The sequence below is a fragment of the Stenotrophomonas sp. IS26 genome (genome assembly GCF_054188265.1).
The window spans coordinates 247361-269705 of the sequence record NZ_JBSZJV010000003.1; the positions used below are offsets into that span (position 1 = coordinate 247361).

A 22345-nucleotide genomic window follows, 5' to 3' on the forward strand; every position below is an offset into this window, starting at 1 on the left:
AAAAAAAGCCCTTGGTTTTCACCAAGGGCCTTTCAAAGATTGGCGGAGCGGACGGGACTTGAACCCGCGACCTCCGGCGTGACAGGCCAGCATTCTAACCAGCTGAACTACCGCTCCGCACTTGAACTTTGCAGGCGCTCATTCTATCCGAAGATATTCAGATTGCCCACCCCGAAATACTGCTTTTTTCGAGGTTTTTTTAAAACTGGCGGAGCGGACGGGACTTGAACCCGCGACCTCCGGCGTGACAGGCCAGCATTCTAACCAGCTGAACTACCGCTCCGCACTAAACCGCTTTTGTTTCCACCGCGACCTGCGTCGCTGGAGAAAACAAGGCCCCCGATCGCTCAGGGGCCCTATTGAAACTGGCGGAGCGGACGGGACTTGAACCCGCGACCTCCGGCGTGACAGGCCAGCATTCTAACCAGCTGAACTACCGCTCCACATTTCAAAACTTTTACTGGCAGTGCCTGGTGGGTGCTGAGGGTTTCGAACCCCCGACCCTCTCCGTGTAAAGGAGACGCTCTACCGCTGAGCTAAGCACCCCAGCAAGCCGCTTAGTTTACGGCATCCTTCAGGGCTTTGCCAGCCTTGAACGACGGATTCTTCGACGCAGCGATCTTGATGGTGTCGCCGGTCTTCGGGTTGCGGCCGGTACGGGCAGCGCGGTCGCGGACCTGGAACGTGCCGAAGCCCACCAGCGTCACCGCGTCACCGCCCTTCAGGGCCTTGGTGACGGAAGCGATGACGGCATCAACGGCGCGGCTGGACTCGGCCTTGGTCAGGTCGGCGGCTTCAGCAACGGCGTCGATCAATTCGGTCTTGTTCATTCTCTACAGCTCCTTTGGCGGGGATTCCGCGGATTCAACATTGAGACACCCGAGGACGATACGCCGCCGGATGCCAGTGAAGTTCTCAGTTCGCCGAATTCAGCATGACGCTGACTTGCGAGTGGTGCTTTTATACCAGTGCCCCCCTACCCGCGCAAGCTGAAAAGCCAATAACGACGCGGGTTTCGGGCATTTCCACAGCACGCGTCAGTGCTTGACGCGCGTCGTGGAAGCTGTCTTGGACTTGCCACGTACCGTGACACGCTGCCCATCTTTCTTCGGCTTCGGTGCAGTCAGTGGCGTCTCCAGGGCCAGGTCGAGCACCTCCTCGATCCACTTCACCGGCACGATCTTCAGATCGCGGGTGACATTGGCGGGGATATCGGCCAGATCCTTGCGGTTCTCCTCGGGGATGATGACCGTGGTGATCCCGCCACGCAGCGCCGCCAGCAGCTTCTCCTTCAGGCCGCCGATGGCCGTCACGCGGCCACGCAGGGTGATCTCGCCGGTCATCGCCACTTCGGCCCGGATCGGCACCTTGGTGAGCGTGGACACCAGCGAGGTCACCATCGCGATACCCGCGCTGGGGCCATCCTTGGGCGTGGCACCATCAGGCACATGGACGTGCACGTCGTGCTTCTGCAGGAACTCGTTGTCGATGCCCAGCCGCTCGGCGCGCGAACGCACCACCGACAGCGCCGCCGAGGCCGATTCCTTCATCACGTTGCCCAGCTGGCCGGTCAGGATCAGCTGGCCCTTGCCCGGCACCAGGGTGGATTCGATCTGCAGCAGATCGCCGCCCACTTCGGTCCAGGCCAGGCCGGTGACCAGGCCCACTTCGTTCTGCTCTTCGGCCCGGCCGAAATCGACCCGGCGCACGCCCAGGTACTTGTCCAGGTTCTTGCCGTTGACCACCACCAGCGCCTTCTTCTTTGCGCTGGCCTTCTTGCCGGCCTTGGCCGGCTTGACGGCCTTGGCCGGTGCCACCGGGCCGGCGAGCGCGATCTCCTTGACCACCTTGCGGCAGATCTTGGCGACTTCGCGCTCGAGGTTGCGCACGCCGGATTCGCGCGTGTAATAGCGCACGATGTCCTGGATCGCGTCCGCCTCGATCTCCAGCTCTTCCGGCTTCAGGCCGTTGGCCTTGATCTGCTTGGGCACCAGGTAGCGCATGGCGATGTTGAGCTTCTCATCCTCGGTGTAACCGGGGATGCGGATCACTTCCATGCGGTCCAGCAGCGGGCCGGGGATGTTGAGCGAGTTGGACGTCGCCACGAACATCACTTCGGACAGGTCCAGGTCCACTTCCAGGTAGTGATCGTTGAACGCGTTGTTCTGCTCGGGGTCGAGCACTTCCAGCAGCGCCGACGACGGATCGCCACGGAAGTCCATCGACATCTTGTCGATCTCATCCAGCACGAACAGCGGGTTCTTGCTGCCGACCTTGTTGAGGTTCTGCACGATGCGGCCCGGCATGGAGCCCACGTAGGTACGACGGTGCCCGCGGATCTCTGCCTCGTCGCGCACGCCGCCCAGGCTCATGCGCACGAACTTGCGGTTGGTCGCCTTGGCGATGGACTGGCCCAGCGAGGTCTTGCCCACGCCGGGCGGGCCGACCAGGCACAGGATCGGGCCCTTCATCTGCTTCACGCGCGACTGCACCGCCAGGTATTCCAGGATGCGGTCCTTGACCTTGTCCAGGCCGAAGTGATCGGCATCCAGCGTGTCCTGCGCGGCCTTGAGGTCCTTGCGGACCTTGCTGCGCTTCTTCCACGGCACGCCCAGCAGCCAATCCAGGTAGTTGCGCACCACCGCAGCTTCAGCCGACATCGGCGACATCTGCTTGAGCTTGTTGAGCTCGGCCTTGGCCTTGGTCTCCACCGGCTTGGGCATGCCCGCCTCGGCGATCTTGCGGGCCAGCTCGTCCATCTCGCCGGGCGCGTCGTCCAGGTCACCCAGTTCTTTCTGGATGGCCTTCATCTGCTCGTTGAGGTAGTACTCGCGCTGGCTCTTTTCCATCTGCGACTTCACGCGGCCACGGATGCGCTTTTCCATCTGCTGCACGTCGATCTCGCCATCGACCAGGCCGACCAGCATTTCCAGGCGGTCGCCGATCTGCAGCGTTTCCAGCAGGCGCTGCTTGTCGGCCAGGCGCACGCTGATGTGCGCGGCGATGGTATCGGCCAGGCGCGCGGGTTCATCGATGCCGGCCAGGGTCTGCAGCAGCTCCGGCGGCAGCTTGCGGTTGGTTTTGACGTACTGCTCGAACAGCGACATCAGCGAACGGGCGATCGCCTCGATCTCGCGCGGCTCGCGCGACTCGTCCGATTCGATTTCCATGCCCACGCCGTGCAGCGCGCCGTCGCGCTCGGTCACGTCGGTGACGTTGACGCGCGACAGGCCTTCGACCAGCACCTTGATCGTGCCATCGGGCAGCTTCAGCAGCTGCAGGACCTGGGCGAGCGTGCCGACCTGGTACAGATCGGCGGCGGACGGATCATCCGTCTCGGCGGACTTCTGCGCGAGCAGCAGGATGCGCTTGTCCGCTTCCATCGCCTGCTCCAGCGCATGCATGGACTTGTCACGGCCGACGAACAGCGGAATGACCATGTGCGGGAACACCACCACGTCACGCAGCGGCAGTACCGGCAGGTCGAGAGTCTCAGTTGGGGAACGGGCCATGTGGGCTCCAGTGGAACAGTGGGGATGGCCTCCGGGCGCCTCGCCCGGATACAAAAAAAGCCGATGGCCTCGTTATGGGGCCATCGGCTTCTAGATGCAAGCTGTTCTGAAAAAATTCTTTCAATTCAATTACTTGAACTGATTATTCAGCACCAGCCGCCTTCTGTTCAGGCGCCGGTGGCGTCTGGTAGATCAGGTACGGTTCGGACTTGTGTTCGATCACCGATTCGTCCACCACCACCTTGCTGACGTTCTCTGCCGAGGGCAGGTCATACATGGTGTCCAGCAGGACCGATTCGACGATCGTACGCAGGCCGCGGGCACCGGTCTTGCGCTTGAGCGCCTTGCGGGCAATGGCGGCCAGTGCGTCGGGACGGAACTCCAGCTCGACGTGCTCCATCTCGAACAGCTTCTTGAACTGCTTGGTGATGGCATTCTTCGGCTCGGTCAGGATGCGCACCAGGGCGGCCTCGTCCAGCTCTTCCAGGGTCGCCACGACCGGCAGGCGGCCGACGAACTCCGGAATCAGGCCGAACTTGATCAGATCTTCCGGCTCGACTTCGGCCAGGATCTTGCCCACTTCCTGCTTGCGCTCGGAACTCTTCACCTTGGCACCGAAGCCGATGCCGCCCGAATCGTTGGAACGCTGCTGGATCACCTTGTCCAGGCCGGCAAACGCGCCGCCACAGATGAACAGGATGTTCTTGGTGTCCACCTGCAGGAATTCCTGCTGCGGGTGCTTGCGACCGCCCTGCGGCGGTACGCTGGCCACGGTGCCTTCGATCAGCTTCAGCAGGGCCTGCTGGACGCCTTCGCCGGACACATCGCGGGTGATCGACGGGTTCTCGCTCTTGCGCGAGATCTTGTCGATTTCATCGATGTAGACGATGCCCTGCTGTGCCTTCTCGACGTCGTAGTCGCACTTCTGCAGCAGCTTCTGGATGATGTTCTCCACGTCCTCGCCCACGTAACCGGCTTCGGTCAGCGTGGTGGCGTCGGCCATGGTGAACGGCACGTTGAGCAGGCGGGCCAGGGTTTCGGCCAGCAGCGTCTTGCCCGAACCGGTCGGACCGACCAGCAGGATGTTCGACTTCGCCAGTTCGACCTCGTCGTTCTTCTGGCGGCTCTCGATGCGCTTGTAGTGGTTGTATACGGCCACGGCCAGGGTCCGCTTGGCGCGGTTCTGCCCGATCACGTACTGGTCCAGGACCTCGAGGATCTCGCGCGGCTTGGGCAGCGAACTGCGGGCCGACTGCGCCTTCTCCTCCAGCTCCTCACGGATGATGTCGTTGCACAGCTCGACGCATTCATCGCAGATGAACACGCTCGGACCCGCAATCAGCTTGCGCACCTCATGCTGGCTCTTTCCACAGAAAGAGCAGTAGAGGATCTTGCCGGTGTCCGTGGAACGACCTTGGCGGTCTTCGCTCATGCTTCGCTTACCCAGTTACCCCACCCGACTGAACGGGGGTTCGATTCGAGAATAGCACAGGGTCAGGAGGACGCCAGTCCTGCCCGACCCGGTGGAAACAAGCCGGTTTCCCGGCCTGGCACAACCTTACGCCGGCTGGATCGACTCTTCCGGACGACGCTCCAGGACCTGATCGACCAGGCCGTAGGCCACCGCATCGACCGCGCTCTTGAAGTTGTCACGCTCGGTATCCCGGGCGATGGTCTCCAGCGACTGGCCGGTGTGCTTGGCCAGCACTTCGTTCAGGCGCGAACGCAGGGTCAGGATTTCACGGGCATGGATGTCGATGTCCGTGGCCTGGCCCTGGAAGCCGCCCAGCGGCTGGTGGATCATCACGCGCGAATTCGGCAGCGCATAGCGCTTGCCGGCTGCGCCGGACGCCAACAGCAGGGCGCCCATCGAGGCGGCCTGGCCGACGCAGATGGTGCTCACGTCCGGCTTGATGTACTGCATGGTGTCGTAGATCGCCATGCCGGCGGTGACCACGCCACCGGGCGAGTTGATGTAGATGCTGATGTCCTTTTCCGGGTTGTCCGCTTCCAGGAACAGCAGCTGCGCCACCACCACGTTGGCCATGTGATCGTCGATCGGGCCCACGAGGAAGATCAGACGCTCTTTCAACAAGCGCGAATAGATGTCATAGGCGCGCTCGCCGCGGCTGGTCTGTTCGACCACCATCGGAACCATGTTCAGGGCTGTGGTTCGGTTGTCCATTAGTGAGGCACCTATTTTGGGGGGAACGACCCCGCGCCGGGGCGCGGGGCGTAAAACGCGGGCCGCTTACTGGCGGATCGCGTCCTGGAACGACAGCTTCTCTTCGGTGTGCTGGGCGCGCTCGGCGATCCAGTCGATCACCTGCTCTTCCATCACACGATTCTGCAGCCCACTCATCAGCTGGGGGTCGTTGCGGTACATCTCAATGACCTGCTCCGGCTCTTCATAGGTCGACGCGATCAGGCGCATGGTTTCATTCAGGCGCTTCGGGTCCAGGCGCAGGTCGTTCTTGCGGGCCACTTCACCAACCAGCAGGCCGACCAGCACGCGCTTGGCGGCCGCTTCCTTGAAGCCTTCATGGGCATCGGCCGGGACGTCGCCCGGGTTGCGGCCGCTGCGGCGGATCTGCTCGAGCTGCTGATCCAGCATGGCGCGGGCTTCGTTCTCGACCAGGCGCGGCGGCATTTCCACCGAGGCGTAGGCGGCGATCAGCTGCTCGCCGACTTCGCGGCGCAGGCGGTTCATCAGGGCACCCTTGAGCTCACGCTCCAGGTTGGCGCGGATGTCCTTGCGGAACTGCTCCACGTCGCCGCCCTTCACGCCGAAGCTCTTGATGAACTCGGCATCGACCTCCGGCAGCACCGGCGCGGACACGTCCACCGCCTTGACGGTGACCTTGACCTGCTTGCCGGCCAGCGCGGGCACGCGCCAATCGGCCGGGAACTCGACGTCCAGGGTCTTTTCTTCACCGGCGGTCAGACCGACCAGGCCCTGTTCGATCTGCTCGAACATCATGCCCTGGCCGACGATCACGCTGCCCTTTTCGGTGCCTTCGGCCGGCAGGCGCTCATCGCCGGCCTGCGACCAGGTTTCCAGGGCGACCAGATCGCCGTCCTGGGCGCCACGGGTGACCGGGCTCCAGCTGCGGCGCTGTTCGCGCAGGTTGGTGATCATCTGATCGATGTCGGCGTCGTTGATCTCGGCGGTGTGGCGGACCACGGTCAGCTTGCTGACGTCCACGTCGCCGAAGTCCGGCACCAGCTCGACGGTGGCCACGAAGGACAGCTCGCCCTCGCCCTTGTCGATGCGCGGGGTGCCGGCGATGCGCAGCTCGTGCTCGCGCAGGGCGGCATCGAAGGTCTCACGCAGCAGGCCGTCGACGGCTTCGCTGCGGACCTGCTGGCCGAAACGCTGCTCGATCACCTTGGCCGGCACCTTGCCCGGGCGGAAGCCCTTGATGCGCGTGGTGCGGGCGATTTCGCCCAGACGGCCGCTGATGTGCGTCTGCAGACGGTCTTCCGGCAGCGAGAAGGTCAGGCGGCGTTCCAGATTGCCAGTGGATTCGATCGAAGCTTGCATGTTGACTCCTGCCACCGGCGGCATGGGCCCCGGCACGATGTGATGGATGAAACGGGTTTTGGACGCGGGGTCGTGGACGCGCATGCCCGCCGCAGCCCTGTAGTTTCGCCGATAAACGCCAGCGCCGCCAGCGCGGGCCGAGAACGCCCGGGGCCGCCAGGGCCCAGCATGTGGCCGTCTCCCCGATCGGGGACGTGCCCATGGTCATGGTGCGGGCGAAAATGCCCTGCACTGGTGCGAAAGGGGGGACTCGAACCCCCACGCCTTGCGGCACTGGAACCTAAATCCAGGGCGTCTACCAATTCCGCCACTTTCGCGAGTCTGAACACTCAGGCGCGCATTGTTGCAGGCCCGCGCCCAAAGCTGAAGCGCTTTGACAAGAAAAAAGCCGCCTGGCGGACCAGGCGGCTTTCGTCTTGGTGGGCTGTCAAGGATTCGAACCTTGGACCTATTGATTAAGAGTCAACTGCTCTACCAACTGAGCTAACAGCCCGAAAATCGGGAGGCGAATTATGCAGGGTTTCCTGCGCGCGACGCAAGCGTTTTATTTAAATGGATGGCGAATGGCGTCCGTAGACGCTCAACTACTACACCGTTCAACGCGATGTCTCAAAACAAGAAAAAAGCCACCGGGCGGACCCGATGGCTTCTGTCTTGGTGGGCTGTCAAGGATTCGAACCTTGGACCTATTGATTAAGAGTCAACTGCTCTACCAACTGAGCTAACAGCCCTGAAAACTCAGGCGCACATTGTAGCGTGTGTGCTGCCTTTTGCAACCCTGATTCACTTTCGGTGAACCAGTCTGAATCAGTGGGGTGGCTGAGGGGACTCGAACCCCCGACCACCGGAATCACAATCCGGAACTCTAACCAACTGAGCTACAGCCACCACTGAAAACCTTGTTCCTACCGCTTGCACCGAATGGCGCGCCCGACAGGAATCGAACCTGTAACCGCCGACTTAGAAGGCCGGTGCTCTATCCAGTTGAGCTACGGGCGCTCGATCCGGATTGTCGCATTCCAATCCCGATTTGAGCAGCGGGCTTGGTCGGGGTAGAGGGATTCGAACCCCCGACATCCTGCTCCCAAAGCAGGCGCGCTACCAGACTGCGCTATACCCCGGCGGTTTGTTTCCCTCCGGGGTTCCCCCCGAAAGAGCCGCCTATTGTGGGAATCGACAGGGCATCTGTCAACGGTTTTCACACATCAATTCACATGTCGTCATGGCCGATGGCCGCTTCCGCTATGCTCGGGTCAGCGGCCGGATGGCCGAACCCCTACCCCATCAAGGAGATTGGCAATGCGCAGCGGCAATCCCGCACTTTCCGAGTCCACCTTCCTCGACCTGGCCAGCGGCTCGGTCGTGGCCCGCCCCGACCAGGCGATGACCATCAACGGCACCGTCAACAAGACCGGCGTCCTGCTGCTGCTCACTGTGCTGACGGCCGCGTTCGCGTGGAGCCAGTCAGTCGATGCGAACGGCCTGCCCACCTCCAGCGCCATGCTCTACACGCTCGTTGGCGCGATCGGCGGCCTGGTGCTGGCCCTGGTGACCGTGTTCAAGAAGGAATGGTCACCGGTCACCGCACCGATGTATGCGCTGGTCGAAGGCCTGTTCCTGGGTGCGATTTCGGCGATGTTCAACGCCAAGTTCCCCGGCATCGTGATGCAGGCCGTGATGCTGACCTTCGGCACGATGTTCGTGATGCTGGCGGTGTACCGCAGCGGCCTGATCAAGGTCACCGAGAACTTCAAGCTGGGTGTGGTGGCGGCAACCGGCGGCATCGCGCTGCTGTACCTGGCCTCGTTCGTGCTGAGCTTCTTCAACATCAACATCCCGATGATCCACGAGGGCGGCTGGATGGGGATCGCTTTCAGCCTGTTCGTGGTCGTGGTGGCGGCATTGAACCTGGTGCTGGATTTCGACTTCATCGAAACCGGTGCCGAGGCGCGCGCACCGAAGTTCATGGAGTGGTACGGCGCGTTCGGCTTGATGGTCACGCTGGTGTGGCTGTACGTGGAATTCCTGCGCCTGCTGTCCAAGATCCAGCAGCGCTGAGCCACACGCTCACTGCACGATGACGAAGGCGCCGCAAGGCGCCTTTTTCATGTCCCCACCCCCTGCCGAATGAGGCGCCAGGCAACAAAAAAGCGGGACGCCGAAGCGCCCCGCTTTCTGGACAACCGACCCGCGCGCTTACAGGCGGCTGGCGATGGCCTGGGCAAAGCCCATGGTGTTGCCGGTGCCGCCCAGATCGCCGGTCAGCGAATCCTTGGCTTCCAGCGTGGCCACGATGGCCTTGCGCAGGCGCTCGGCGTTCTCGACCTGGCCGACGTGGTCCAGCATCTGTGCAGCGGCCAGCAGCAGCGCGCACGGATTGGCCTTGCCCTGCCCGGCGATGTCCGGCGCGGTGCCGTGCACGGCTTCGAAGATCGCCGCGTTCTCACCGATGTTGGCACCCGGGGCCAGGCCCAGGCCGCCGACCAGACCGGCGCACAGGTCGGAGATGATGTCGCCGAACAGGTTGGTGGTCACGATCACGTCGAACTGTTCCGGACGCATCACCAGCTGCATGCAGCAGTTGTCGACGATCATTTCCTGGAACTCGATGTCCGGGTACTTGGCCGCCACTTCACGCGCCACGGCCAGGAACAGGCCCGAGGTCGATTTGATGATGTTGGCCTTGTGCACGGCGGTGACCTTCTTGCGGCCGGTGCTGCGGGCCAGCTCGAAGGCGTAGCGCACGATGCGCTCGGAGCCCTTGCGGGTGATGCGGGTGCCGGAGAAGGCGGTCTCGCCATCGGCCGACACTTCCTGGCCTTCGGCCAGGTAGGCGCCTTCGGTGTTCTCACGGACGGTGATCAGGTCCACGCCGTCGCCGAAACGCGACTTGGTGTTCGGGAAGGACACCGCCGGACGCACGTTGGCGTACAGGTCGAAGTGGCGACGCAGGCTGACGTTGATCGAGGTGAAGCCACCACCGACCGGCGTGGTCAGCGGGCTCTTCAGCGCGATCTTGTTGCGTGCGATCGACTCCAGCGTGGAGGCCGGCATCAGATCGCCGTGCTTTTCCAGCGCGACCAGGCCCGCGTCGGCGTCTTCGTATTCAAAGCCGGTGTCCAGCTTGCCGAGCACGAACAGGGTAGCGTCCATGATCTCCGGGCCGATGCCGTCACCGCGGATGACCGTGATTTTCTGCGTCATTGATGTGTATTCCGAACCGAGGGGGAGCGCCATCCGTGAGGTGCGCAAAGCGCGGGCGCAAGGGAAGTTTCATCGGCAATTATGCCTTACCCGCCCGATGGACCCCAAATAGGCCATTGGTCCAAGGTGGGTAAGGCAGAATTGCCCGCGCATGCCTCCTCTACCCCGCGCCGTTGGCGCGCCCCTGCAAACCGCGAAGCGGTTTGCCCGCGCATTCCTCCTCTACCCCGCGCCTGTCGGCGCGCCCCTTCAACAGAAGGGGCTTTCCTCCAGAGGCATTGCTATCCGGGTTGCTGAACGGGGTCTCGCACCTGAACGGTGCGCCACCGGGGGGCGACGCCATTGCCGGGGTGCCGGAGCAGCCGACCAACGGTCGGCTCTACCGCGGCGGGGCCATCAGGGCCCCGGTCTCAATGCTCGTGAACGGCCGGCGCATCGGCGCCGCCTTCGAGCTGGTCCAGGAAGTCCACCGCGCGGCGCAGGTGCGGGATCACGATCGAGCCGCCGACCACCAGGCCGACCGAGAAGGTCTCGAAGAACTCCTCGCGGGTCACGCCGGCGTCCTTGCACTGGGCCACGTGGTAGCTGATGCAGTCATCGCAGCGCAGTACCATCGAGGCGACCAGGCCCAGCAGTTCCTTGGTCTTCACATCCAGCGCACCGGCCTGGTAGGTCTGGGTGTCCAGCGCGAAGAAGCGACGCACGACCTGGTTGGGTTCACCCAGGATGCGCTGGTTCATGCGCTGGCGGAACTCGGTGAATTCGGCGATGCGGTCCTTGCTGCCGTCGTCGGCCGCGCTCATGCCGGGTCCTGCCCGGCCAGCAGCGGCTCCAGCTTGCCGGCACGGTGCAGCGCCATCATGTCGTCGTAGCCACCCACATGGACCTCGCCCACGAAGATCTGCGGCACGCTGGTGCGGCGGGTCTTGGCCATCATTTTATCGCGCTCGACCGGGTCCAGATCGATCCGGACCTCGGTCCAGTCGCGGCCCTTGCTCTTCAGGAAGTTCTTGGCGGCCACGCAGTACGGGCACACCGCGGTCGAGTAGATGGTGATGGCGGGTGCGCCACCGGAGGTGGAAACAGCATCTTGGCTCACGGGAAACTCCACAGCGGAACGTTGGTCTGTATATGGTAGCGGTCCGCTGGATTTTCCACGTCACCACCGCAACACTGTGGTTTAACTGCAGGTTGTACTGGCCCTGTCACGCTGTCGTCCGTCTTCCCCCCAGGAGCTCCGTTTGCGCCCCTTGCTGCTCTCTGCCGCGTTGACCCTGGCCTTGGCCGTGCCGCTGGCCGGGGCCCAGGAAAGCAAGCTGCCAGACATCGGCTCCTCGGCCGGCGAGCTGCTGACCCCGGCCCGGCAGGCCGAGTACGGCGGGATGATGCTGCGCGAACTGCGCAATTACGGCTATCTGCTCGATGACCCGCTGGTCGATGACTGGCTGCAGACCATGGGCGCCCGGCTGGGCTCCAACAGTGCCCAGCCGCGCCAGTCCTACACGTTCTTCATGCTCAAGGACCGGCAGATCAACGCCTTTGCCACCCTCGGCGGCTATATCGGGGTCAACGCGGGCCTGGTGCTGACCGCCGAGCGCGAGGACGAAGTGGCCGCGGTGCTGTCCCACGAAATCGCCCACGTCACCCAGCAGCACGTGCTGCGCGGTGTCGAACGTGCCCAGCGCGACCAGATCCCGATCCTGCTCGGCATGCTCGCCGCGATCGTGGCCGCGCAGCAGGCCGGCGGCAATTCCTCCGGTGATGCCACCATGGCCGCGATCACCTCGGGCATGGGCCTGATGCAGCAGCGCCAGATCAATTACACCCGCTCCAACGAATCCGAGGCCGACCGCCTGGGCATCCGCACCCTGGCCCGCAGCGGCTACGACGTGGATGCCATGGCCGGCTTCTTCGAGCGCATGTCGGCCTCGATGCGGGGCAACCAGGGCGGTTACAGCGTCCCGGATTTCCTGCAGACCCATCCGGTCACCACCACCCGCATCAGCGAGGCCAAGGCCCGCGCCGAGCAGATGAAGAAGGACACGGTGCTGCTCACCACCGAGGTGCCCGGCGGGGTTCGCCAGGAGCGGGTGAACCCGTCCGATCCGGCGTTGTCCGATCCGCTGGTGCGACGGAGCAACCCCTTGCTGCCGGCCTCGATGCAGATTTCGGTCAACGCGCTCAGCCGCGGCAGCACCGGCCAGTTCGAGTGGGCGCGTGAGCGCCTGCGCGTGCTCAGTGCCGATACCCCTGGCGATGTCATCCGGGAATACGAAAGCCTGCAACGCGCGCAGAAGAACGGGTTGACCGAGCCGCAACGCTACGGGCTGGCCCTGGGCCGGCTGCGCAACAGTGCGGCCGCGCAGGCCACCCGCGATCTGGCCGAGATGCTGCGCGACCACCCGGACAACGTCTGGGTGGCGCTGGCATTGGGCGAGGCGGAGTCGCGCAGCGGCCAGCCGGTGCAGGCCAATGCCCGGTTCGAAACCCTGATGCGCCAGCACCCCGGCAGCCGCCCGGTCGCGTTGACCTATGCGGCCATCCTCAATGAACAGGGCGGGCGCGAGGCCGGCCAGCGCGCGCAGGCGATGCTGCGCCCGATGCTGTCGCAAAGCGGCAATGATCCGGTCTTCCAGCAGCGCTTCGCCCGCGCCAGTGAACTGGCTGGCGACACCACCCGGGCCAGCGAGGCCTATGCCGAAGCCGCGTACCTCAGTGGCCGCCCGGAGCAGGCGCTGATCCAGCTGCAGGCCTTGAAGCGGCAGCCGAACCTGGATTATGTCGGCCGTGCCCGGGTCGATGCCCGGATCGAGAGCATCACCCCCACGGTGCTGGAAATGCGCCGGCAGGGAATCGACGACCCCGAGCTGGACCGCCGCTGAGGGGCGCCCGGATGACGGTGGGATGGCGGCCCACGACGGTAACGGCCACCTCGTCACAAACCTGTCATGAAACCGTAGTCTACTGAGCTCAATCCCGATCTGATGAGCAATACGGTGGGCACGTGCAGAAACGCATCCTGATCGTCGATGACGAACCCGCGATCCGCGAGATGGTCGCCTTTGCCCTGCGCAAGGGCGACTACGATCCGATCCATGCCGGCGACGCGCGCGAGGCGCAGACCGCCATCGCCGATCGCGTCCCGGACCTGATCCTGCTGGACTGGATGCTCCCGGGCACCAGCGGCCTGGAGCTGGCCCGGCGCTGGCGCAAAGAAGCCCTCACCCGCGAGGTGCCGATCATCATGCTGACTGCACGCGGGGAAGAGAACGACCGTGTCGGTGGCCTGGAAGCCGGTGTCGACGACTACGTGGTCAAGCCGTTCTCGGCACGCGAACTGTTGGCCCGCATCCGTGCGGTCATGCGCCGCGCCCGCGACGATGACGAAGATGGCAGCGTCGCGGTCGGTACGATCCGCATCGATGGCGCCGCACACCGCGTCTTCGCCGGCGACCAGCCGGTGCCGATCGGCCCGACCGAGTACCGCCTGCTGCATTTCTTCATGACCCACCCTGAGCGCGTGTACACCCGTGCCCAGTTGCTGGATCACGTGTGGGGCGGCAGCGTGTATGTGGAGGAGCGCACCATCGATGTGCACATCCGCCGCCTGCGCAAGACGCTGGAGCCGTTCGCCGCGGAGAACATGGTGCAGACCGTGCGCGGCGCCGGTTACCGGTTCTCCACCTCCACCTGAGTCTCGTCGGGCCGGTCCCGGGCGCGCATGCCTGGTTCCGGCCACTCCTGCTATAACCTTGGATCGAGTCCGAGGACCGCACTTTCTGCGAGACCGCAATGCCCCGCCACATCCGTTCTGCCTGGTTGAAAACGCTGGCCACCCTCGCCGCCCTGCTGCTCGCGGCCGGCTTGCTGGGCCTGGCAGCCGGCCATGTGTGGATGTGCATCGCACTGGCCTCGATCGGTGCACTGGCCTGGCATTACTGGCGGCTGCGCCGGGTGCTGCGTGGCCTCACCGCGCGCCATCGCTGGGACATGGGTGACGGCACCGGTGTATGGAACGAGCTGGACCGCCTGCTCTACCGCAACCAGTGGGAAATGCGCACGCGCAAGCGGCGCCTGCTGGACATGCTGCGCAGTTATCGCGCTGCTGCGGCCGCGCTGCCGGATGCGGTGGTGGTGGTCGACCGCAACAGCCAGCGCGTGCAGTGGTTCAACGAAGCGGCGACCTCGCTGCTCGGGCTGCACCACCCGGGCGACCTGGGCGAAGCGCTGGTTGAACGCCTGCAGCCGATGCCGCTGGCGCACTGGCTGGCCGGGGGCCGCAATGCCGAACCGATCCTGGATGTACCCTCCCCGGTCGATCCGGCGATCCGCCTCAACCTGCGCCTGATTCCCTACTCGCCGGACTACTGGCTGCTGATCGCGCGTGACGTCAGCAAGCTGCTGCGACTGGAACAGGTGCGCCGCGACTTCGTCGCCAACGTCTCGCATGAACTGCGCACGCCGCTGACCGTGGTGCACGGCTACCTGGACATGATGGATCCGGAGGATTTCCCCGGCACCGGCCCGATGCTGGAGGAGATGCGCAAGCAATCCCAGCGCATGGCGCAGCTGGTCGAAGACCTGCTCACCCTGTCGCGGCTGGAATCGCAGGAGCACACCGAAGCCGAAGCCGTGGCGATGACGCCGATGCTGGCCACGCTGCGCCGCGAGGCCGAAGCGCACAGCCAGGGCCGTCACCAGATCAGCATCATCGATACCGCCGGTGTGGATCTGCAGGGCTCCAACAAGGAACTGCACAGTGCGTTCTCCAACCTGGTCACCAACGCGGTGCGCTACACCCCGGCCGGTGGCCGCGTGGAAGTGGCGTTCGCGCGCGAAGGCGATGGCGTGGTGCTGTCGGTGCGCGACACCGGTTACGGCATTCCGGCCAACCATCTGCCGCGCCTGACCGAACGGTTCTACCGCGTCTCCAGCAGCCGCTCGCGCGAAAGCGGCGGCACCGGGCTGGGGCTGTCGATCGTCAAACACATTCTCGGCCTGCACCATGCCCGTCTGGAGATCCAGAGCGAGGTCGGCAAAGGCAGCACGTTCTCCTGCCATTTCGATACCGACCAGGTGCGTGCGCGCAACGAGGTCGTCTCCCTTCCTTCTTCTGAAGACTTTTCCGCATGAGCACTCCTGTTCCCGTCGCCGTGCCTGTGGACGGCGATCCGCTGCGCGATCCGGCGCTGTACATCAACCGCGAGCTGTCGCAGCTGGATTTCAACTTCCGCGTACTGGCCCAGGCCATGGACCCGCAGGTGCCGCTGCTGGAGCGCCTGCGCTTCATGTGCATCTCCTGCACCAACCTGGATGAATTCTTCGAGATCCGCGCGGCTGCGGTGCGCCATGCGCAGGAATTCGGCCTGCCGCCCGCGCCGGACGGCATGACCCCGCAGGCGATCCTCAATGCCATCCATGACCGTGCCGCGCAGTTGGTCGACCAGCAGTACCGCTGCTGGAACGAGACCCTGCGCCCGGCACTGCATGACGCCGGCATCGACGTGCTCGGCCGGCACTCCTGGAACCATCGCCAGAAGCGCTGGCTGCGGGCGTATTTCCGCAACGAGATCATGCCGGTGCTGTCCCCGCTTGGCCTGGATCCGTCGCACCCGTTCCCGAAGATCCTCAACAAATCGCTGAACATCGTGGTGGTGCTCAAGGGCACCGATGCGTTCGGTCGCGCGGGGCATCTGGCGATCGTGCGTGCACCGCGTTCACTGCCGCGCATCATCCAGCTGCCGGAAAAACTCGGCGGCCCGCAGACCTTCGTGTTCCTGTCCTCGGTGCTGTCCACCTTCGTCGATGAGATGTTCCCGGGCATGGAAGTCCAGGGCGCGTATCAGTTCCGCGTGACCCGCAATTCCGAGCTGGTGGTGGACGAGGAAGAAGTCGAGAACCTTGCGCTTGCCCTGCGCGATGAGCTGGTCGACCGTGGCTACCGCCCAGCCGTACGGCTGGAGATCGCGCAGGATTGCCCGCGCGACATCGTCCGCACCCTGCTGCAGAACTTCGGGCTGACCGAGAACGCGGTCTACCGCATCGACGGCCCGGTCAACCTCAACCGCGTGGTCCAGCTGTATGACGTGATCCAGCGGCCGGACCTGAAGTACCCATCGCTGAGCCCGCGCGTCCTGCGCGACAGCGATGGCATCTTCGAGATCGTCGCGCGCCGGGACGTGCTGCTGCACCATCCCTTCGATGCGTTCACCGCCGTGCTGGATGTGATCAAGCAGGCGGCGGTCGACCCGAATGTGCTGGCGATCAAACAGACCCTGTACCGCACCGGCAAGGATTCGCTGATCGTCGATGCGCTGATCCAGGCCGCACGCAACGGCAAGGACGTGACCGTCGTGGTCGAGCTGCGCGCGCGCTTCGATGAGGAAGCCAACCTCGGCCTGGCCGACCGCCTGCAGGAAGCCGGCGTGCAGGTCGTCTACGGTGTGGTCGGTTTCAAGACCCACGCCAAGATGCTGCTGATCGTGCGCCGCGAGGGCCGCAAGCTGCGCCGCTACGTGCACCTGGGCACCGGCAACTATCACAGCGGTACCGCGCGGGCCTACACCGACCTGAGCCTGATCACCGCCGATGCGGACATCGGCAACGATGTGCACCTGCTGTTCCAGCAGCTGTCCGGGCTGGCCCCGCGGATGAAGCTCAAGCGCCTGCTGCAGTCGCCCTTCACCCTGCACCCGGGCCTGCTGCAACGGATCGAGCGCGAAACGCGCCTGGCCGCCAGTGGCCGCCCCGGGCGGATCATCGCCAAGATGAACGCCCTCAACGAACCCCAGATGATCCGGGCCCTGTACGCGGCCTCACAGGCGGGCGTACAGATCGACCTGATCGTGCGCGGCGCCTGCACGCTGCGACCCGGCGTGCCCGGCGTGTCGGACACCATCCGGGTGCGCTCGATCGTGGGCCGCTTCCTGGAACACAGCCGGGTCTACTGGTTCGGCAATGACGGGGCCTCGGAGCTGTTCTGCGCCAGCGCGGACTGGCTGGAGCGCAACCTGCTGCGCCGGGTCGAGACCTGTTTCCCGATCCTGGACCCGGAACTGGCGCGCAAGGTCTACCGCGACGTGCTGCAGAACTACCTGGACGACAACCTCAACGCCTGGGAACTGCAGGCCGACGGCAGCTACATCAAGTGCACGCCCGGCCACGACGAGCCGCCGCACGCGGCGCAGATGGCCCTGCTGCAGGGTCTGTAGCCTGCGACCCCGCGTCGCATCCCCTGTGAAGGCGGTGCGGTGACGCGGGGCCCCTGCCTTCGGCTAACATTCGCCCATGCCGCATACCTCCACGACTCCGCCCGCTTTGCAGGATGGCGACCTGCTCGCCGCCATCGACCTGGGATCCAACAGTTTCCATATGGTCATCGCGCGATACACCCTCGGGCAGTTGCGGGTGGTCGACCGCCTGCGCGAAACCGTGCGCATGGCCGATGGCCTGGATGGCAAGGGCGGCCTGTCCGCCGAGGCCCGCCAGCGCGCGCTGGAGTGCCTGGCCCGGTTCGGCCAGCGCATCCGTGCGATCCCCTCGGTGCGCGTCCGCGCGCTGGCCACCAACACGGTGCGCCAGCTGCGCTCGCCGCAGGCCTTCCTGATGCCGGCCGAAACCGCGCTCGGGCATGCGATCGAAGTGGTCAGCGGCCGCGAAGAAGCGCGCCTGATCTACCTCGGCGTGGCCCATGCGCAGCCCCCCAAGGCGGACCAGCGCCGGCTGGTGATCGACATCGGCGGTGGCTCCACGGAATTCATCATCGGCCAGGGCATGCAGACCCTGGAGCGCGAAAGCCTGCAGGCCGGCTGCATCGCCAGCACGCGCCGCTTCTTCCCCGGCGGCAAGCTGAGCAAGAAGCGCTGGAAGGACGCACTGACCGAAATCGGCGCGGAGTTCCAGCAGTTCGCCAACAAGTACCGCGCACTGGGCTGGCACGAAGCACTGGGGTCCTCCGGCACGCACAAGGCGATCAGCGAAATCTGCGCCACCATGAAACTGAGCAAGGGCGCGATCACCGCCGAAGCATTGCCGCAGCTGCGCGATGAACTGCTCAAGGCCAAGCGCATCGAGGACATCGATCTGCCGGGCCTGTCCGCGGATCGTCGCCCGATCATCGCCGGTGGCATCCTGGTGCTCGAAGCCGCCTTCCAGGCACTCGGGCTGCAGAAGCTGCTGGTCAGCAAGGCCGCGATGCGCGAGGGCATTCTCTACGACATCCTCGGCCGCGCCAGCGAGAACGACCTGCGCGACGAATCGGTCGCGGCACTGACCCAGCGTTACGGCATCGATACCGTGCAGGCCGATCGTGTGGAACGCACGGCCATGAACCTGCTGGCCCAGGTCGAAGAAAGCTGGCAGCTGGATCCGGACGATGCGCGCATGCTCGGCTGGTCCGCGCGCCTGCATGAGCTCGGCCTGATGATCGCGCACAGCGGCTACCACGTGCATGGCAGCTACGTGCTGGAGAACTCGGACATCGCCGGTTTCTCGCGGCAGGAACAGCAGCTGCTGGCCGCGCTGGTGCGCAGCCATCGCCGCAACATTTCCAAGTCCGCCTTCGAGGCGCTGCCCGAACGTCTGCTGCAGCCGGCACGGCGCATGACCGCGCTGCTGCGCCTGGCGGTCCTGCTCAACCGCGCGCACGAAGACACCCCGATGCCGGCGCTGGAACTGACCGCCGATGACGCGCGACTGTCACTGATCCTGCCACAGGCGTATATCGATGCGCGTCCGCTGCTGCGCGCGGATCTGATCGGGGAAACCGAGGGTATGGCCGGGCTGGGTGTGCAGTTCCGACCCTTCGTTGCATGACGCTTTTCAACCGTTTCTAAACGTGCATCTGCAGCAATTCATGGGCTGAATTCGCAGATCGCTGCACCCATGAACTCATAGTGAGAACGGCCTCACATGTGCTTCATGGCTTCTTAACCAATCGATCTACTCTCGGGACACCGGTCTTCACACGGCCGGACTTTTGAAGCAGGCGGCACTTGGGTCCGCCGACTTCTTGGACGTCGTTCCGATAAGAGAGAGAGAGTCGATCATGTCTTCATCCACCACCCCGTTGTGGCAGGCGATCCGCCTTGCCCTCGTGGCCGGCACCGCTGGCCTGGCCTCCACCGCCGTCCTCGCCCAGGACGCCACCCCGACCACCCTGGACCGCATCGAGATCACCGGATCGCGCATCCGCCAGGTTGATGTCGAATCCGCGCAGCCGGTGCTCGCGATCAGCCGCGCCGACATCGAACGCCAGGGCTTCAGCTCGGTCGCCGACATCCTGCAGAACCTGACCGCGGTAGGCAGCCCGTCCATCAGCCGCTCCAACGTCCTGGCCGCTGGCGAGAACGCCGGTGGCACCTACATCGACATGCGCAACCTGGGCGCACAGCGCACCTTGGTGCTGATCAACGGCAAGCGCCTGGGCATCAACACCGGCGGCTACCAGGACATCTCCAGTGTGCCGGTCTCGGCGATCGAACGCATGGAAGTGCTGAAGGACGGCGCCTCGGCGATCTATGGTTCGGACGCCATGGCCGGCGTGATCAACATCATCACCCGCCACAACGTCAATGGCGTCACTGCCAACGTCTACCACGGCCAGTACAGCCAGGGCGATGGCGCGCGCAACAGCGTCGACGTGGTGGCCGGCTGGTCCAACGACCGCGCTTCGCTGACCTTCTCGGCCGAGCACACCGAAGAGAAGGGGGTGTGGGCACGCGATCGCTGGTTCAGCCAATTCCCGAACACCACGCGCCACCCCGGCGACAACTGGACCCAGGTCAGTCAGTGGGGTCAGATCAACGGCCTGAAGGGCCCGGGCTGTACCGCCGCGGCAGGCTGCAACTACTCACTGGACCGCGGCGCCGACCCGACCAACCCGGGCAACTACCATCTCAGTGACTTGACCCCCGTCACCGGCGACGTCAGCAACGCGCAGGAACAGATGCACCTGATCTCGCCGCTCAAGCGCGATTCGCTGTTCCTGGATGGCCGGTTGGAGTTGACCGATGACATCCGCCTGACCACTCAGCTGGGCTACAACAAGCGCACGTCCACCCGCCAGATCGCCGGCTATCCGCTGCAGTCCTCCACCGCCGGCATCGGGCGGATGTCGGCCGACAGCTGGTTCAATCCGTTCGGCAATCACCATGGGTACGAGAACCCCACCGACATCGCCTGGAATCGCCGCACCTGGGAGGTCCCGCGGGTCAGCACCAGCGACCTCACCACCTGGCGTGCGGTGGCGGCACTGGAAGGCAGCTTCGAGGTGGGCGAGCGCTACTTCGATTGGGAAGTGGGCTACCAGTACAACCGCAGCGAACTGCTGCAGCGCGCCACCGGCAACCTCAACAAGGAACGCGTCAAGAACGCGGTCGGCCCGTCGTACTACAACGAGGTTACCGGCAAGGTGGAATGCGGCGTTCCTGGCGCGCCGATTGCCGGCTGCATGCCCTGGAATCCACTGGTGCCTTACGGCAGCAATGACCCCAATGGCCTGACCGGCAACCAGGCGCTGATCGACTATCTGTTCCCGCCGGAAGTCTCCCGCGGCAAGACCACCACCCGCAACGGGTTCGCCAGCATCGCCGGTACGGTCATGACGCTGCCAGCCGGCGGTCTTGGCTTCGCCTTCGGCGTGGAAACCCGCAAGGAGGCCGGTGAGTTCATTCCCGATCCGCTGGCCCAGAGCGGCGCCACCACCAATCTGGCCGCCGGCCCGACCGGCGGCGACTACAAGGTCAACGAGGCCTACCTGGAGCTGAGCGTGCCGATCCTGGCCGACCTGCCGGGTGCGCGCGAGCTGAGCCTGAACGCCGCCACCCGTCACTCGGACTACAGCACCTTCGGCACCACCCTCAACAGCAAATTCGGCTTCAAGTGGAAGCCGATCGAGCAGCTGCTGGTGCGTGGCACGTGGGCGCAAGGCTTCCGTGCACCCACCATCTCCGATCTGTACGGCGGTGGCTCGGAGACCTTCACCACCGGCTACCGCGACCCCTGCGATACCGTCTACGGCGCCTCGGCCAGCAGTGCCGAGGTCCGCGCGCGCTGTGCCGCTGACATCGCCAATGCGGACAGCTACCGTCAGCTGCGCCAGGGCGGCGTGCCGATCACCAGCAGCAGCGACCAGACCCCGGTGCCGTTCACCAATGGCTCCAATCCGGACCTGCAGCCGGAAACCTCGACCAGCCGCACGCTGGGCCTGGTCTGGAGCCCGACCTTCGTGCCCAACCTCAACGTCGCACTGGACTGGTGGAAGATCCGCATCGACAACACCATCGTCAACGATCACCCCAACGACATGCTGCGTGACTGCTATGAACTTGGCATCGCATCGCGCTGCAGCGGCTTCACCCGCGATCCGGTCACCGGCATCGTCGACCAGTTGAAATACGGCAAGCGCAATTCCGGCTTCGTGGAAACCGAAGGCTACGACCTGGAGCTCAGCCACCATCTGGATACCGCTTACGGCAAGCTGAGCACGGGATGGTCGACCACCTATGTCAGCTCGTACCTGTCACGTTCGACCAACGACACCGACGTCGTGCCGACCCCAAGCAACGGCATCGGCAGCGGCTTCCGCGTGCGCTCCAACCTGACCCTGGGCTGGGACGTGGGCGACTTCGGGGTGAGCTGGACCGCGCGCTACTACTCCGGGGTGAAGGAACGCTGCATCGACGTCAAGACCCGGCCGGACGAGTGCTCCGACCCGGGCATGCAGGCGCCCTGGTTTGCCGGCTCGCGCGACTACAACCGGCGCGGCTCTGTCACCTTCCACGACGTGCAGTTCCGTTACAACCTGCCCTGGGATGCCACTGTCTCGGTCGGCGCCAACAACGTGTTCCAGAAGTATGGCCCCATCATGTACAGCCAGCCGAACTCGGCGTTCTCCTATTACGGCGGCTACGACATCGGCCGTTTCATGTACATGAAGTACCAGCAGCGTTTCTGATCGCCGCCGGATAGCACCAAGTCACTGCCACGGCCCTTCGGGGCCGTGGCTTTTTGTGGCGGCGCGTGCGTCATCCAAGCGTCATACAGCGGTCATGTCGGCTACATCGCCCGGCCCCAGCATGCGTGG

General features: G+C 64.8%; 15 protein-coding genes and 10 tRNA genes. 7 read left to right on the plus strand and 18 right to left on the minus strand.

What is annotated here, in order from left to right:
• Positions 1-40 precede the first annotated feature (40 nt).
• The 15 genes from ACW6W5_RS04820 to ACW6W5_RS04890 all read right to left on the minus strand — a co-directional run bounded on the left by ACW6W5_RS04820 (position 41) and on the right by ACW6W5_RS04890 (position 8177).
• A tRNA-Asp gene (locus ACW6W5_RS04820) sits at positions 41-117 on the minus strand.
• Positions 118-206: 89 nt separating this feature from the next.
• Positions 207-283: transfer RNA gene (locus tag ACW6W5_RS04825), tRNA-Asp, on the minus strand.
• 83 nt (positions 284-366) lie between these two features.
• Positions 367-443, minus strand: a tRNA-Asp gene (locus ACW6W5_RS04830).
• Between the two features lie 28 nt (positions 444-471).
• Positions 472-546 (minus strand) — tRNA-Val (locus ACW6W5_RS04835).
• 11 nt (positions 547-557) lie between these two features.
• Complete coding sequence (locus ACW6W5_RS04840; protein ID WP_019185801.1) at positions 558-830, minus strand: HU family DNA-binding protein; 273 nt, start codon at positions 828-830, stop codon at positions 558-560.
• A gap of 207 nt (positions 831-1037) precedes the next feature.
• A complete protein-coding gene (lon, locus tag ACW6W5_RS04845) occupies positions 1038-3512 on the minus strand; it encodes an endopeptidase La (protein WP_458233621.1) in 2475 nt (824 codons plus the stop codon).
• A 142-nt stretch (positions 3513-3654) separates the two neighbouring features.
• Entirely contained in the window at positions 3655-4944 is a 1290-nt protein-coding gene (gene clpX, locus ACW6W5_RS04850; RefSeq protein ID WP_019185803.1) for an ATP-dependent Clp protease ATP-binding subunit ClpX, read from the minus strand.
• 126 nt (positions 4945-5070) lie between these two features.
• On the minus strand, positions 5071-5697 hold the full coding sequence (gene clpP / locus ACW6W5_RS04855) for an ATP-dependent Clp endopeptidase proteolytic subunit ClpP (protein WP_121042979.1): 627 nt from the start codon (positions 5695-5697) through the stop codon (positions 5071-5073).
• 66 nt (positions 5698-5763) lie between these two features.
• Positions 5764-7056 (minus strand): trigger factor, encoded by a 1293-nt coding sequence (gene tig, locus ACW6W5_RS04860; protein ID WP_121042977.1) that lies wholly within the window; start codon positions 7054-7056, stop codon positions 5764-5766.
• Between the two features lie 232 nt (positions 7057-7288).
• Positions 7289-7373, minus strand: a tRNA-Leu gene (locus ACW6W5_RS04865).
• A 100-nt stretch (positions 7374-7473) separates the two neighbouring features.
• Positions 7474-7549, minus strand: a tRNA-Lys gene (locus ACW6W5_RS04870).
• A gap of 162 nt (positions 7550-7711) precedes the next feature.
• Positions 7712-7787 (minus strand) — tRNA-Lys (locus ACW6W5_RS04875).
• Positions 7788-7867: 80 nt separating this feature from the next.
• Positions 7868-7944, minus strand: a tRNA-His gene (locus ACW6W5_RS04880).
• A 34-nt stretch (positions 7945-7978) separates the two neighbouring features.
• Positions 7979-8055: transfer RNA gene (locus ACW6W5_RS04885), tRNA-Arg, on the minus strand.
• A 45-nt stretch (positions 8056-8100) separates the two neighbouring features.
• Positions 8101-8177 (minus strand) — tRNA-Pro (locus ACW6W5_RS04890).
• A 178-nt stretch (positions 8178-8355) separates the two neighbouring features.
• On the opposite strand from ACW6W5_RS04890, the gene ACW6W5_RS04895 reads away from it, so the two are divergent.
• On the plus strand, positions 8356-9114 hold the full coding sequence (locus ACW6W5_RS04895) for a Bax inhibitor-1/YccA family protein (protein WP_458233622.1): 759 nt from the start codon (positions 8356-8358) through the stop codon (positions 9112-9114).
• Between the two features lie 138 nt (positions 9115-9252).
• Here ACW6W5_RS04895 and ACW6W5_RS04900 read toward each other — a convergent pair whose 3' ends face one another.
• The 3 genes from ACW6W5_RS04900 to grxC form a co-directional block, all read right to left on the minus strand.
• On the minus strand, positions 9253-10260 hold the full coding sequence (locus ACW6W5_RS04900) for an isocitrate dehydrogenase (RefSeq protein ID WP_121042973.1): 1008 nt from the start codon (positions 10258-10260) through the stop codon (positions 9253-9255).
• Positions 10261-10670: 410 nt separating this feature from the next.
• Positions 10671-11063, minus strand: coding sequence for a carboxymuconolactone decarboxylase family protein (locus tag ACW6W5_RS04905; RefSeq protein WP_256776270.1), 393 nt, complete (start codon positions 11061-11063; stop codon positions 10671-10673).
• Positions 11060-11359, minus strand: a complete 300-nt coding sequence (gene grxC / locus ACW6W5_RS04910; protein ID WP_458233623.1) for a glutaredoxin 3 — start codon at positions 11357-11359, stop codon at positions 11060-11062. The genes ACW6W5_RS04905 and grxC overlap by 4 nt, the downstream gene beginning before the upstream one ends.
• A gap of 142 nt (positions 11360-11501) precedes the next feature.
• Here grxC and ACW6W5_RS04915 point away from each other — a divergent pair, with 142 nt between their 5' ends.
• The 6 genes from ACW6W5_RS04915 to ACW6W5_RS04940 all read left to right on the plus strand — a co-directional run bounded on the left by ACW6W5_RS04915 (position 11502) and on the right by ACW6W5_RS04940 (position 22216).
• On the plus strand, positions 11502-13142 hold the full coding sequence (locus ACW6W5_RS04915) for a M48 family metalloprotease (protein ID WP_121042969.1): 1641 nt from the start codon (positions 11502-11504) through the stop codon (positions 13140-13142).
• A gap of 122 nt (positions 13143-13264) precedes the next feature.
• Positions 13265-13954: a phosphate regulon transcriptional regulator PhoB gene (phoB, locus tag ACW6W5_RS04920; RefSeq protein WP_121042967.1), complete on the plus strand. Its 690-nt coding sequence runs from the start codon at positions 13265-13267 to the stop codon at positions 13952-13954.
• Between the two features lie 98 nt (positions 13955-14052).
• Positions 14053-15393: a phosphate regulon sensor histidine kinase PhoR gene (phoR, locus tag ACW6W5_RS04925; protein ID WP_121042965.1), complete on the plus strand. Its 1341-nt coding sequence runs from the start codon at positions 14053-14055 to the stop codon at positions 15391-15393.
• Entirely contained in the window at positions 15390-17471 is a 2082-nt protein-coding gene (ppk1, locus tag ACW6W5_RS04930) for a polyphosphate kinase 1 (protein WP_121042963.1), read from the plus strand. The genes phoR and ppk1 overlap by 4 nt, the downstream gene beginning before the upstream one ends.
• Before the next feature lie 76 nt (positions 17472-17547).
• Positions 17548-19074 carry an exopolyphosphatase gene (ppx, locus tag ACW6W5_RS04935; protein ID WP_121042961.1) on the plus strand — a complete coding sequence of 509 codons (1527 nt, stop codon included), beginning with the start codon at positions 17548-17550 and terminating at the stop codon, positions 19072-19074.
• A gap of 232 nt (positions 19075-19306) precedes the next feature.
• On the plus strand, positions 19307-22216 hold the full coding sequence (locus ACW6W5_RS04940) for a TonB-dependent receptor plug domain-containing protein (RefSeq protein ID WP_458233624.1): 2910 nt from the start codon (positions 19307-19309) through the stop codon (positions 22214-22216).
• The last annotated feature ends 129 nt before the right edge of the window (positions 22217-22345 follow it).

What these genes read in the sequence shown, in the direction of transcription:
- ACW6W5_RS04840 (WP_019185801.1), bottom strand. Translation starts at nt 830, where the DNA reads ATGAACAAGACCGAATTGATCGACGCCGTTGCTGAAGCCGCCGACCTG.
- lon (WP_458233621.1), bottom strand. Translation starts at nt 3,512, where the DNA reads ATGGCCCGTTCCCCAACTGAGACTCTCGACCTGCCGGTACTGCCGCTG.
- clpX (WP_019185803.1), bottom strand. Translation starts at nt 4,944, where the DNA reads ATGAGCGAAGACCGCCAAGGTCGTTCCACGGACACCGGCAAGATCCTC.
- clpP (WP_121042979.1), bottom strand. Translation starts at nt 5,697, where the DNA reads ATGGACAACCGAACCACAGCCCTGAACATGGTTCCGATGGTGGTCGAA.
- tig (WP_121042977.1), bottom strand. Translation starts at nt 7,056, where the DNA reads ATGCAAGCTTCGATCGAATCCACTGGCAATCTGGAACGCCGCCTGACC.
- ACW6W5_RS04895 (WP_458233622.1), top strand. Translation starts at nt 8,356, where the DNA reads ATGCGCAGCGGCAATCCCGCACTTTCCGAGTCCACCTTCCTCGACCTG.
- ACW6W5_RS04900 (WP_121042973.1), bottom strand. Translation starts at nt 10,260, where the DNA reads ATGACGCAGAAAATCACGGTCATCCGCGGTGACGGCATCGGCCCGGAG.
- ACW6W5_RS04905 (WP_256776270.1), bottom strand. Translation starts at nt 11,063, where the DNA reads ATGAGCGCGGCCGACGACGGCAGCAAGGACCGCATCGCCGAATTCACC.
- phoR (WP_121042965.1), top strand. Translation starts at nt 14,053, where the DNA reads ATGCCCCGCCACATCCGTTCTGCCTGGTTGAAAACGCTGGCCACCCTC.
- ppk1 (WP_121042963.1), top strand. Translation starts at nt 15,390, where the DNA reads ATGAGCACTCCTGTTCCCGTCGCCGTGCCTGTGGACGGCGATCCGCTG.
- ppx (WP_121042961.1), top strand. Translation starts at nt 17,548, where the DNA reads ATGCCGCATACCTCCACGACTCCGCCCGCTTTGCAGGATGGCGACCTG.
- ACW6W5_RS04940 (WP_458233624.1), top strand. Translation starts at nt 19,307, where the DNA reads ATGTCTTCATCCACCACCCCGTTGTGGCAGGCGATCCGCCTTGCCCTC.